Below are 11982 nucleotides of genomic sequence, written 5' to 3'. Positions count from 1 at the left end.
GGTCGGAAGGAGGTCCGCGGCGCTACTTGGTCGCGGCGTCCCAGGCGGAGTCCAGCTTGGCCATCTGGCCGGCGACGTCGTCGGAGGAGAACAGCGCCTGGCTGGCCGCGTAGAAGGCCTCGTTCAGCCCCGAGGGCATGGAGTCGTCGTTGGTCGCCCAGCCGAACGACGAGACCTTCTTGTTCTCGTCGGTGACGTAGGCGTAGGAGTCCTTGAAGACCTGCGTAACGGTGACGCCGTAGTCGGCCAGAGTCTTGCCCTTGAGCATCGGGAACGCGCCGTCCCCCTCGATCAGGGCCTTGTAGTTGGCCGGGTCCAGCGACCAGGCCTGGGCGAAGGCGGTGGCCTTGTCCGGGGCCGCGGTCTTTGCGCTGATCGCCATCGAACCGCCGACGGCGAACGGCACGACCAGCGACCCGTCGTCGGTGGGCGTCATGAAGGAGCCGAAGTCCGCGGCGTGGTCCTTCGGCACTGCGCCGAGGAACCAGCTGCCCATCATGTACATCGCGGCCTTGCCGGAGGTGAAGTTCGTGATCGAGTCGGCGTACTTCACGCCGAGCGCCCCATCCTCGAAGTACCCATGCTTGGCCAGCGTCCGGTACTTGCCCACCGCCGCCTGCACGTTCGCGTCGGTGAACCTCACCTTGCCGGCGTACCGCTCCTGCAGCCAGTTCGGGTCCTTGCCCAACACGTCCGCCGACAGGATGCCGACCAGCGGCATGGAGGCCGCGAACGGGTCGCCGCCGCCGAGCTCGATCGGGGTTATGCCGGCGGCCTTGAGCTTGCCGCAGACGTCCAGGAAGTCTGCCCAGGTCTTCGGCGGCGCGCTGATGCCGGCCTTGGCGAACAGGGTCTTGTTGTAGAAGACCATCGGAATGATCTGCGAGTTCGTCGGCGGGATGTAGACCTTGCCCTTGTAGGCGTTGCCCTGCGGCAGCAGGAAGTTCGCGTCCACCCAGCTCTGGTCGTAGGGCTTGAGCAGCCCGGCCTGGACGAACGTCGAGGGGGTGATGGACGCCAGCAGGTCGGGGAACTGCCCGGAGGCCTGCAGCTGCTTGGCGTAGGCGTCGCGGTTGGTGCTGGGCGCCACCAGCTTCTTGACGGTGACGCCGGGAGCCTGCTTCTCGGCGTTCGCGATCGAGGCGTCCCAGAACGAGGCCGTCAGGCTGGGCGTCTCGAAGGTCAGGTAGGTCAAGGAGGTGCTGCCGCCCTTCGCTCCGTCGGAGGAGGCCGCCGAGCAACCGGTGAGAAGGGTGAGCCCTACGGCCAGGCAAGCCGCGAGCAGACGTGGGTGCCGCATGGAACTCTCCAGAGGGGAGGATGTGACCCGGCCGACAGTGATGGTTCGACACCGGAGCACCTACGGGATAACGTTATCGCGAGGATAAGCGCATGTTGCGGGACGGTGTCAAGAACCGATCCGGTAACGACGCGGAAACACAGGGGCCGACACAGGCGCGGATACACCGCCCGACGACTGCATGACGACAAGGGAGAAGCGCGGATGAGCAAGGGACGGGGCGGCAGCGGCGGCGAGGGACGGCCCAAGCGCCCGACCATGGTCGACGTCGCACGTGAGGCGGGGGTGGCGCTGCGCACGGTGTCCCGCGTGGTCAACGACGACCCGACCGTCGGCCCCGAATACGCCGCCCGGGTCCAGGCCGCGATCACGGCCCTGAACTTCCGCCCGGACGAGCGCGCCCGCCAACTGCGCCTGGGCGTCAGCGGCACCATCGGGGCGGCGGTACGGCGCATCGCCGAGACGAACCCGGCGCTGGCCGCCATCGAGCGCACCGCCCGCGACGCCGGCCTGACCCTGCTGGCCTCCTCCACCGACTTCGACGACAAGCGGGAGCGGGAAATCCTGGTGTCGATGTGCCGTCAGCGACTGGACGGCATCATCGTCGAGCCGATCGGCGAATCCCACTCCTACCTGGAACCCGAGCTTGCTGCCGGTATGCCGCTGGTGGCGATGGACCGGCCGATGAGCGGGGTCTCGGTGGACTCGGTGATGTCCGACAACGCCGCCGGCATCGGCATGGCCTTCCGCCACCTGCACCAGCACGACCACCGCCGCATCGCCTACATCGGCCACGAGGAGCGCGTCTACTCCGGCCACGAGCGCGCGGCGGCGTTCCGCGCATGCCTGCTCGCCCACGGGCAGAGCGTCGACGGCCTGGTGTTCCCCGGCGAGACCACCCCCGAGCGGGTGGCCGCGGCCCTGGACGCCGCCCTGCACGGCCCAGACCCGGCCACCGCCCTGGTCACGGGCAACATGGACACCACCCTCACGGTGCTGCGGCGCCTGGGGCCCACCGCGGCCTCGCGGCTGGCGATCGTCGCCTTCGACGAGGTCCCGCTGGCCGACCTGCTGCAGCCGGCGCTCACCGTGGTGGCGCAGGACACCGCTGCGATCGGCCGCACCGCCGTGGAACTGCTGCGCGCCCGCATCGCCGACTCCGGCCGCCCGGTGCAGAACGTGGTGGTACCGGTGTCGCTGACGGTACGCGGCTCCGGCGAGCTGAGCCGGTAGCGGCGATCCACCAGCCGGGCCGACCGGCTCGATCCGGTGTCGCACGCGTTGCCCGCAAGTTTCCGGTCCATGACTGGTGCTTGACACCGGGGCTCAGAGGTCTATTGTTTCGAGATAACGTTATATCGGCACTACCCTCATCTTCGTCGAAACCCACAAACCGCGAGAAGATGGGTATGGTTCGTGCCCCAGAATCGTCGGCCATACAGACGTCTGATAACGATGGCCTTGATCCCGGCGCTCAACGGCGCCACGCTGTCGGCACTGGTTGCGCCCGCCGACTCCGTCACGGCGAACCAGACGCTGCGGATCGTCGGGAAGTACCAGGGCGTGTGGAACTCCCGCCGACCGTGCTGAGCAACGGCGAGACCACCTACGCCCCGCTGATGGGCAATGACGACTTCGGCGCCGCGGTCGGCGGCGCCATCGACAGCCAGACGTTCTACGTCGGCAAGAACGACTTCTCCTCCACCACCGCACACGGCATCGAGCCGGTCGGCCGGATCGTGCTGGCGGTGCCCGGCCTGGTCGGCGCGAGCTACCGCGTGGTCCAGGACCTCGCGCACGCACAGGTGCAGGGCACGTACTCGCTGGGCGGGTCCACGCTGACCGCCACCACCTGGATGTCTGCCACCGAGAACGCTCTGGTCACCTCGCTGAGCCTGACGGGGCCGGCGAGCCAGAGCGCGACGATCACCGTCGAGGACGGCTCCGGCGCCGCCCCGACGATCTCCGGCTCCGGCGGCGTGCTGGACGCCGACGTCACGGTCGGCACCGCCGCCGCCGATCCGCGAGTGCGCATGGCGTCGTGGGTCGTCGGCGGCACGTCGAGCATCTCGGCAACGTCTTCTCGCTGCCCCTGACCCCGGCCACCACCTCCACGCTGGTCACCGGGTTCGGCGCCAGCACCGAGAACGCGGCCGGGTGGCAGAACGCCGCCGACGGGCTGGTCGGCTCGCTGACCGCCGCGGACGTGACCAGTCGGAACACCGCGCATCAGTCTTGGTGGCAGTCCTATGTCGAGATCCTCGAACAAGGCGGTCGAGAAGAGCTGGTACCGCTCTACCTGTTGGGCAGCACCGCGCGCTTGAGCCCACTCCACGACGCAGAAACACCGTCGGCACGGACAACAGACGACGCACGACAGATAGATGGTCGAAAGGTTCACCCACCCATTCCATGACAGTAGAACTGCCCGTACCCGGCCGCGCTGACCAGCGAGGTTGTGCTTCCGATCGGTACAGGCCCGAGGCACGTCGCGGGTCCCGGTCGCACGTGCCGCGGTCCCCGCCGGCACGGCGGGAGCGGCGGAGTTCTGGTCAGTCGGCGAAGTAGTCGGGATATCTGGCCATGAGGGCGGGGGCTTCCGTCGACGCTCGGCTCGCGTGCCGCTTGACGTGGGCACGGGCCGCCAGTGGGTCCCCGGCCTCCAGCGCATCCACGATCGCGGCGTGTTCGTCGATCAGGGCGCGGACCGTCGCCTCGTCCGGGAGGCTGAGCCGCCTGATGCGGTCCAGGTGCATCTTCGTCGGCTGCATCAACTGCCAGGCGCCGACATAGCCCGCCAGTGCGAAGACTTGTTCGTGCAGCGCCTCGTCGGCGGCGAAGAAGCCGTCGAGGTCGTGGATCTGGAAGCAGCGCTCCTGCTCGGCGAGGAGCGCGCGCAGCCTGCGGACGTCACGCTCGGGCCTGGCGCAGACCGCTTCGGCGGCCGACGCCTCCAGGCTCTCGCGGACGAAGCGGGCCTGTTCGACATCGTGCAGCCGGATCGGCTCAACCCGGGTCCCGACCTGCGGAACCACCGACACCAGGCCGGTCTCGACCAGGCGTGCGATCGCCTCGCGCAGCGGAGTCCGGCTGACTTGCAGGCGCTCTGCCAGGTCAGTCTCGGACAGGGCGGAGCCGGGGAGGATCCGCATGTCACGGATGGCGGAGGCCAATTCGTCATAGACCCGGTCGGAGATGCGCTCGCGCTTGCGCACGCGCCCCACCGACGCCAGTGCGGGGCTGGCGTCGGTGAGTTCGTCGACTGGCTTCACGACGCCGATGGTTTCACACTGGGCTACTTGTATGCATCCGAGATGGTCGGTTTGACGGATCACCGACCCACCGCAGGAATCCGGCCGGTCAGTGACACGAAGTCTTCGGGAACCCCGCGCAATCGCGATCCGTCAGTCGAGCCCGAGCCCGTTGAGGACGCCCTGAAGGTAGCCGATCGCGTGCGCCCGCCCGCGGCTGCAGTAGGCCTCCGACGAGATGTCCATCCACGTGTCCGGATCGCCGATCATGGCCGGAACGTGATCGTCGATGAGGAATCCATCGAAGCCGACGTCGTTCAGCCGCCGGATGACGCGCGCCGGACTGTAGTTGCCCTCCCCCAGGAAGCACTCCCGGAAGGACGGCACCGTGCCCTGGACGTCGCGGAAGTGCACGTAGAAGATCGCCCCCGCCGAGCCGAGGGTGTCGATGACCTCGTTGACCGCCTCTTCCCCGCCCATCTCCGACACCGTGCCCAGGCAGAAGTCGAGGCCCCAGGCCGAGCTGTTTCGGGCTTGGGCGCGCGCCGCGACCAGCGACGCCGGAGTCGTGAAGATCCGGGCGGCGCCGCCGAGCGGCACGTCAACCGGCGGGTCGTCCGGGTGCAGCGCCAGCCGCACCCCGACCTCCTCGGCGACCGGGAGGACGGCGTCGAGGAAGTACTGGTGATTGGCCCACATCTGATCGGCCGAGATGGGCTCGGTCAGCGGCTCGGCGGGCGAGAGCCGGTAGGAGGCCAGGGCGTTGCCGGTGGCGGCCGCGTCCAGGTCGAAGGCGGTGACCAGGGCCCCGCCACGGCCAGGCTCGGCCATGCCGGTGCGCCAGACGTAGGTAGGCAGGAAGTTGTAGCCGAGCAGGTCGATGCCGACCGCCGCCATGTTCCGCAGGGTCCGGCAGTAGTTCTCGATCTGTTCGTCGCGGCCGGGCAGGCCGCGGTGGATCTTCCAGATGTGCGAGTACGGAACGTTCTCCAGGCCGTCGATCCGCAGGCCGTCGGCGTCGCAACGCTGACGCAGGGCCTTGAGTTCGGCCAGGCTCCAGTAGCCGTCCTCACCCGGGAGCAGGTTCGGGGTGTGGAACTGCACGCCTGACAGGCCGAGTTGATGGGCGAAAGCAGCGGTCCGCTCGTCGTAGACGTCGATGTGTCCCAGGGAGAGTCTGATGGTCATGCGCGAGCCACTTTCTGCGTCTGGCGGCCGATGCGTTCAATCTCGACCTCGATGAGATCGCCCTCGGCCAGGTATGGGAAGCGGCCGGACACCGCCACGCCCTCGGGGGTTCCGGTGTTGATGACGTCGCCGGGTTCCAGGACCGTGACGTGGCTCAGCCGATGGATCAGGGTGGCGACGTCGAAGATCATGTCGGCGGTCGTCGAGTCCTGACGCCGCTCGCCGTTGACCCACGAGCGAAGCCGCAGGGACTGCGGGTCCGGCAGTTCGTCGGCGGTCACCAGGACCGGTCCGAGCGGGTTGAACGTCTCGCAGCTCTTGCCCTTCGACCACTGCCCACCGCTGATCGCGAGCTGGAAATCACGCTCGGAGACGTCGTTGGAGATCGTGTATCCGGCAACATGATCGAGGGCCCGGGCAGGCGAGTCGAGATAGCGGGCTCTCTTGCCGATCACAACCGCGAGCTCGACCTCCCAGTCGGTCTTCGCCGACGCTGGAGGCAGCAGGACGGTGTCATCGGGACCGACGACCGTGTTCGGGGCCTTGTAGAACATCACCGGGTGCTCCGGCGGCGCTGCTCCGGTCTCGGCGGCGTGCGCTGCGTAGTTCATCCCGATGCACAGCACCACGCACGGACGGGCGATCGGCGGCCCGACGCGGAGTCCGGACGGATCGATCCGGGGCAGCGCGCCCGAGGCGAGCGCGGCGCGGACGCGCTCGACCCCGTCGGCCCAGAAGGCGCCGTCGATGTCGGCAGTCACGCCGTGGAGGTCATAATGGTCGCCTTGTTCGGTGAGCAGGACCGGTAGCTCCCTGCCGGGCGGTCCCAGTCGCATGAGTCGCATGTAGTCCCTTCTTCGGTCAGCCGGCGAGCAATCCGCCGTCGATGACCAGTTCGGTGCCGGTGATGAAGGCGGCTGCGTCGGAGGCCAGGTACAGTGCGGCGTCGGCGATCTCCCCCGGCTGTCCGAGCCGGCCCATCGGCTGGCGCGCGACCAGCCCGGCGCGCGCCTGCTCTGGGTCGGCGGCGGCGGCCAGCAGGCGGCCCACCCACGGCGAGTCGACAGTGCCAGGACAGACCGCGTTGCAGCGCACGCCGGTTCCGGCGTATTGCACGGCGACCTGCTTGGTGAACGCGATGACGGCGCCTTTGCTGGCGCAATACGCGGCGCGGTCCTTCAGGCCGACGAGCCCTGCCGCCGAGGCGGTGTTGACGATCACGCCGCGGCCTTGGGCGAGCATGGTGGGCAGGGCGTACTTGGTGCCGAGGAACACGCCGCGGGCGTTGACGGCGAAGACCCGGTCCCATTCTTCGGGAGTGCAGGCCACCGGGTCCGTGGTGGACGAGGCGCCGGCGTTGTTGCACAGCACGTCGAGCCGCCCGGTCTGCCGGACCGCCAAGTCGATCAGCGCCGACACCGACTCGGGCTCGGTGACGTCGGTCTGAACGCCCACAGCGCCATCGGGGACGCCGACGGGGTCGAGATCGGCCGCGAAGACAGCGGCTCCCTCGGCGAGGAACCGCTGCGACATCTCGTAGCCGATGCCCGACCCGGCGCCGGTGACGATCACGGTCTGTCCGGTGAATCTGTTCATGCTGTCTCCTTTACGGGCCGACCGTCCGGCCATGGCCCCGCGAACACGGTGTCCTCGCACGCCTCCAGCTCCAGCAACCGGTTCCATTTGGCAGTGCGCTCGGAGCGATGAGTGGACCCGACCTTGATCTGTCCGGCGCGCCAGCCGACGGACAGGTCCGACAACCAGGAGTCCTCGGTCTCGCCGGATCGGGCGGAGACGACGGTCCGGTAGCCCGCCGAGCGGGCCAGGGCGATCACGTCGGTCGCGCCGGAGACCAGGCCGTTCTGGTTGACCTTCACCAGCACCGAGTTGGCGACGCCGTCCCCGATCCCGCGGCCCAGTAGCCGCGGAGAGGTGACGAACAGGTCGTCTCCGACGAGTTCGACGCGCGGGCCGAGGACCTCGGTGGCGTACCGCCAGCCGTCCCAGTCGTCCTCGGCCAGCACATCCTCGACCGAGACGATCGGGAAGCGGTCGCACCAGTCGCCGACCTCTGCGACGAGTTGCTCGGAGGTCAGGTCGCGGTCCTCGCGCGCGAATCTGTAGCGGCCGTCGCGCAGGAACTGCGTAGCGGCCACATCGATGGCGATGGCGACCTGCGCGCCGGGGGTGTAGCCGGCGGCCTCGATCGCGTCGATGAGCAGTTCCAGGGCGGCGTGGTTGGTCTCCAGAGGCAGTCCCAGCCCTCCCTCATCGGCCACCAGGACCGCTTGCCCGTAGCCGCGGGCCAGAGCGATGCGGGTCGCGGTGTCACGGACTGCGCCGGACCATTCGATGGCCTCGGCAAAGCTCGCGGCGCCCACGGGGATGGCCAGGAAGTCCTGGATGTCGAGCGCTCCACCAGCGTGTGCTCCCCCGGACAGGATGTTGACCATCGGCATCGGCAGCAGGAGCGGACCGTCGTCGCCGGCGAGGTAGCGGGCCAGGGACCGGCCGTGCGCTGCGGCGGCGGCGCGGTGCACAGCCAGCGACACGGCGAGCACGGCATTGGCCCCGACGGTCGTGAAGGAGGCGGACGAGTCCGCCGCGGCCAAAGCCGCGTCGACCTCGGCGGGTTCGAGCCCGACCACGCGTGGGGCGAGCACGGCCGTAATGTTCGCGACCGCCGTGCGCACCCCTCGGCCCGCATAGCGGGAGCCGCCATCACGCAGTTCGTGTGCTTCGTGGGACCCCGCAGACGCTCCAGACGGGACCGTGGCGACGCCCTCGGACCCATCGTCGAGCACGACACGGGCCGCAACGGTCGGGCGGCCGCGGGAGTCGAGGGCCTCCCACGCTTGGATCTTCTCGACGGCTGTCAAGACGCCTCTTTCACGTAGTTCCAGAGTTCTGTGATCGACGGCTCGCGCTGTCCGAGTACCGCGAGCGCGATCCGTCGGACGACCCCGGCCGTGCCGGGCGACAGGTAGCCCACCGGGGACATGCCGTCCACGCGAGCGAGCAGCAGGCAGGCGACGTGCCGGCTCAACCGCTCCGTGGTCGCCTGCCGGGACTGTGGGCAGGCGCTTTCATAGGCGCCGAGGAAGGCCGCGGCCGCGTCGGCGAACCGGTCGGCGCGCGCCGGAGCGTTCAGGGCCTTGAGGATCAGGTGGCACTGCAGGAAGGCCACGTCGAAGACCGCCGCGCCGACGTGGGCCACCTCGAAGTCAAGCACCATCAGCCCGTCCGGTCCGACCAGGATGTTCTTCGGGGAGAAGTCACCGTGGACGAGGCAGTCGCGGCTGGCGAGTAGGTCCTCGCCGAGCTCGTCGACGACGGCGGCGGCCCTCGGATGAGCCGCGGCCACCGCGCGGTGGAACGGGGTGATCCGCAGCTGGTCGAACGCCTCGTAGTCGGCGAAACGGGCGCGGACGTGCTCGTCGCCCCAGGTCCGACTGTGCCAGGTGCCGAGGACGGCACCCAGGGCCGCCGCGGTCGGCGACATCCCCGCCGTCGGGTCGGGCTCGTCGCCGAACAGGACCGCCTTCCAGGGCACCCAGTCGGCCGGGGCGGCGGTCATCACGACGGTGTGCCGCCGCGCGTCGACGGCGCGCAGCTCAGGGGTCTGATCCGGGGTCAGCCGGTGCAGGGCCTCGATCGCGGCCGCTTCGGTCTGCGCGCGCTCCGGCTTCGCCGTCCACTCGGCGGCGACCAGGAGGCGCGGCAGCGCCCGTTTGACGACCAGCCGGACGGATCCGGACTCGACCAGGAGCGTCTCGGCCGAGATGCCGCCGGACAGCCGGGTCACCCGCGGGCGGGCGAGCAGTTCGCGGAGGTACAGGTACTCGACCACATCGAGCTCCTGCTCCGGCTCTTCGTATATATCGCCCGCGGTCATGTGCCGAAGTACCCCGGGTGCTTGGCCCGCAGCACGGGGCCGTTCTCCAAAGCCCGCCGGGCGTGGGCACGGATGTGCGCGCGCCCGCCTTCGGAGTCTCCGGCCTCGAGCGCGTCGACGATCGCCGTGTGCTCCGCGATCAGGCCGCGCACTGTCTCCGGCTCCGGCAGGCTGAGCCTCCGCAGCCGGTCCAGGTGTATCTTGACCGGCTGCATCATGTGCCACGCGGCCTGATGACCGCTGAGCGCGAATATCTGCTCGTGCAGTGCCTCGTCGGCGGCGAAGAAGGCCGCGAGGTCGTGTGCCTCGCAGGCGTCGGCCTGCCGCGCCAGTAGCTCGCGAAGCGGTGCAACGTCGCGCTCCGGCTTCTCGCACGCCGCGCCGAATGCCGCGGTCTCCAGGCTCTCCCGCACGAAGCGGGCCTGTTCGACACTTTCCAGCCGGATCAGCTCGACCCGGGTCCCGACCTGCGGGACCACCGAGACCAGCCCAGAGTCGACCAGCCGGGCGATCGCCTCGCGCAACGGAGTGCGGCTGACGTGCAACTGGTCGGCCAGATCGGTCTCGGACAGCGAGGCGCCCGGCGGGATCCGCAGATCGCGGATCGCCGCGGCGAGCTCCTCGTACACACGGTCCGAGGTGCGCTGACGCACCCGGGTCCGGCCCACGGACGCCAGCGCACCGAACGCACTTGCGTGGTTTCGATCGGTTCTCACGAAAACGAATCCTTGCATACCAAAATACTTGTATGCAAGGATCCTAGATTACAACAGGAGGTCATCCGCATTACCGGCAGATGCATCAGACCTCACACCGCATGTGGGGTTGGAGCCGAGAGAGGAATCTCGTGCCTACTCATCAAGCGAACCCGATACAGGATCGAGCGCATGGCGCACAGGCGCCGGTGCTGTCGGCCGTCGGGATCTCCAAGCACTTCGGGCACGTCACGGCTCTCACCGACGTGTCCCTCGAGGTGGCGCCCGGCGAAGTCGTGGCCCTGATGGGCGACAACGGCGCCGGCAAGTCCACCCTCATCAAGATCCTGTCCGGGGCACTCGCGCCGGATGCCGGCGAGCTGCGCGTGCGCGGCGAGCGGGCGCACTTCGCGTCGCCCTCCGAGGCGCGCGCCGCCGGCATCGAGACCGTGTACCAGGACCTCGCGCTCGCCGACGATCTATCGGCGCCCGCGAACCTGTTCCTGGGCCGCGAGCACCACCGCCCCGGGCTGCTCGGCAAGCTCGGCGTCCTGGACGTCAAGCGCATGCAGGCCGAGGCCGAGGAGCACCTGCGCACCCTGGGTGCGCGGGTTCCCGACTACCGCGCCCCGGTCCGAATGTTCTCCGGCGGTCAGCGGCAGAGTGTCGCCATCGCCCGGGCCGGGATGTGGGCCCGGGAGCTGATCATCATGGACGAGCCCACGGCGGCCCTCGGCCTTGTGCAGACCGAGCAGGTGGCGCAGCTGATCAAGCGGACCCGGGACCGGGGCATCGCGGTCATCGTGATCAGCCACAGCGTGCCCTTCGTGGTCGACGTCGCCGATCGCATCGTCGTGCTCCGTCTCGGGGCCAACGCCGCGACGCTGTCGCCGAAGTCCACCTCCCACGACGCGATCGTCGCCGCCATCACTGGCGCCGAGACCGGATCCGCCCATCGTCCGCAAGGGAACCAGCCATGACCCCGCTCATCACGACCGCCACCACACCATCGGGACCCGGCCCCGCAGGCGCGGGGGCGCGGACGCGCCGCGCCGCCGGCGCCCTGACCGGCAGCTGGGTCTTCCTGGCCCTGATCGTGCTCGTGGTGTTCTTCTCCGTGATGGCCGGAACCACGTTCTTCGCCGCCGACAACTTCCGCAACATCGCCTTCAATGCCTCCGGCACGATGATGCTGGCGGTCGGCACGGCCTTCCTGATCATCGGCGGGCAGCTGGACCTATCGATCGGCTCGGTGCTGGTGTTCAGCGAAGTGATCGCCGCCAAGGTGATCGTCGCAATGGCCGGTGCACCCGAGCGGCACTACCCGCACGCCACCGTGGCGATCCTCGTAGGCACCGCCGTCAGTATCCTGGTCGGCGCGGCGTGGGGTCTGCTCAACGGAGTGCTGGTCACCCGGCTGAAGATCCCGTCGTTCATCATCACCCTGGGAACCCTGGGCATGGCGCTGGGCCTCGCGCAGGTCATCACCAAAGGCACCGATGTCACCGGCCTGCCGCCGCAGATGGTGACCGACCTGGGCATGAAGCAAGTTCTCGGACTGCCGCTGCCGGTGTGGATCGCGGTCGCGACCGCGGTGCTCGCCGGCCTCGTCCTGGCCAAGACCCGGTTCGGCCGCCACACCTACGCCATCGG

The 11982-nt window shown here is 69.4% G+C and carries 14 protein-coding genes; 6 read left to right on the top strand and 8 right to left on the bottom strand.

Features of this window, described 5'->3' with window-relative positions; genetic code table 11:
- Window positions 1–22: 22 nt before the first annotated feature.
- Window positions 23–1300, bottom strand: coding sequence for an ABC transporter substrate-binding protein (locus KIK09_RS31490; protein WP_214323054.1), 1278 nt, complete (start codon window positions 1298–1300; stop codon window positions 23–25).
- Window positions 1301–1504: 204 nt separating this feature from the next.
- Between KIK09_RS31490 and KIK09_RS31485 the strand changes: the two genes are divergently transcribed.
- The 4 genes from KIK09_RS31485 to KIK09_RS31475 all read left to right on the top strand — a co-directional run bounded on the left by KIK09_RS31485 (window position 1505) and on the right by KIK09_RS31475 (window position 3716).
- A complete protein-coding gene (locus KIK09_RS31485) occupies window positions 1505–2533 on the top strand; it encodes a LacI family DNA-binding transcriptional regulator (RefSeq protein WP_214323053.1) in 1029 nt (342 codons plus the stop codon).
- 222 nt (window positions 2534–2755) lie between these two features.
- Complete coding sequence (locus KIK09_RS59470) at window positions 2756–2890, top strand: hypothetical protein (RefSeq protein ID WP_275956341.1); 135 nt, start codon at window positions 2756–2758, stop codon at window positions 2888–2890.
- Window positions 2866–3396: a hypothetical protein gene (locus tag KIK09_RS31480; protein WP_214323052.1), complete on the top strand. Its 531-nt coding sequence runs from the start codon at window positions 2866–2868 to the stop codon at window positions 3394–3396. The genes KIK09_RS59470 and KIK09_RS31480 overlap by 25 nt, the downstream gene beginning before the upstream one ends.
- On the top strand, window positions 3342–3716 hold the full coding sequence (locus KIK09_RS31475) for a hypothetical protein (protein ID WP_214323051.1): 375 nt from the start codon (window positions 3342–3344) through the stop codon (window positions 3714–3716). Before KIK09_RS31480 ends, KIK09_RS31475 begins: the two co-directional genes overlap by 55 nt.
- Window positions 3717–3852: 136 nt before the next feature.
- Here KIK09_RS31475 and KIK09_RS31470 read toward each other — a convergent pair whose 3' ends face one another.
- The 7 genes from KIK09_RS31470 to KIK09_RS31440 form a co-directional block, all read right to left on the bottom strand.
- Window positions 3853–4572 carry a GntR family transcriptional regulator gene (locus tag KIK09_RS31470; protein ID WP_214323050.1) on the bottom strand — a complete coding sequence of 240 codons (720 nt, stop codon included), beginning with the start codon at window positions 4570–4572 and terminating at the stop codon, window positions 3853–3855.
- 132 nt (window positions 4573–4704) lie between these two features.
- The gene (locus tag KIK09_RS31465; protein ID WP_214323049.1) at window positions 4705–5739 is read right to left on the bottom strand and encodes a mannonate dehydratase; all 1035 of its coding nucleotides are present in this window, start codon (window positions 5737–5739) and stop codon (window positions 4705–4707) included.
- On the bottom strand, window positions 5736–6584 hold the full coding sequence (locus KIK09_RS31460) for a fumarylacetoacetate hydrolase family protein (RefSeq protein ID WP_214323048.1): 849 nt from the start codon (window positions 6582–6584) through the stop codon (window positions 5736–5738). The genes KIK09_RS31465 and KIK09_RS31460 overlap by 4 nt, the downstream gene beginning before the upstream one ends.
- 16 nt (window positions 6585–6600) lie before the next feature.
- Window positions 6601–7335, bottom strand: a complete 735-nt coding sequence (locus tag KIK09_RS31455; protein ID WP_214323047.1) for an SDR family NAD(P)-dependent oxidoreductase — start codon at window positions 7333–7335, stop codon at window positions 6601–6603.
- Window positions 7332–8618, bottom strand: coding sequence for a phosphopyruvate hydratase (eno, locus tag KIK09_RS31450; protein WP_214323046.1), 1287 nt, complete (start codon window positions 8616–8618; stop codon window positions 7332–7334). The genes KIK09_RS31455 and eno overlap by 4 nt, the downstream gene beginning before the upstream one ends.
- Window positions 8615–9634: a phosphotransferase family protein gene (locus tag KIK09_RS31445; protein ID WP_214323045.1), complete on the bottom strand. Its 1020-nt coding sequence runs from the start codon at window positions 9632–9634 to the stop codon at window positions 8615–8617. The genes eno and KIK09_RS31445 overlap by 4 nt, the downstream gene beginning before the upstream one ends.
- Complete coding sequence (locus KIK09_RS31440; RefSeq protein ID WP_214323044.1) at window positions 9631–10350, bottom strand: GntR family transcriptional regulator; 720 nt, start codon at window positions 10348–10350, stop codon at window positions 9631–9633. Before KIK09_RS31440 ends, KIK09_RS31445 begins: the two co-directional genes overlap by 4 nt.
- Before the next feature lie 188 nt (window positions 10351–10538).
- Between KIK09_RS31440 and KIK09_RS31435 the strand changes: the two genes are divergently transcribed.
- Complete coding sequence (locus KIK09_RS31435; RefSeq protein ID WP_214323043.1) at window positions 10539–11309, top strand: ATP-binding cassette domain-containing protein; 771 nt, start codon at window positions 10539–10541, stop codon at window positions 11307–11309.
- A partial coding sequence (locus KIK09_RS31430; protein WP_214323042.1) for an ABC transporter permease occupies window positions 11306–11982 on the top strand: 677 nt, incomplete at its 3' end. The genes KIK09_RS31435 and KIK09_RS31430, both read left to right, overlap by 4 nt.

It is taken from the genome of Nonomuraea sediminis (assembly GCF_018531495.1).
Classification (GTDB): domain Bacteria; phylum Actinomycetota; class Actinomycetes; order Streptosporangiales; family Streptosporangiaceae; genus Nonomuraea; species Nonomuraea sediminis.
This window is presented reverse-complemented; position numbering and strand designations above follow the sequence as displayed.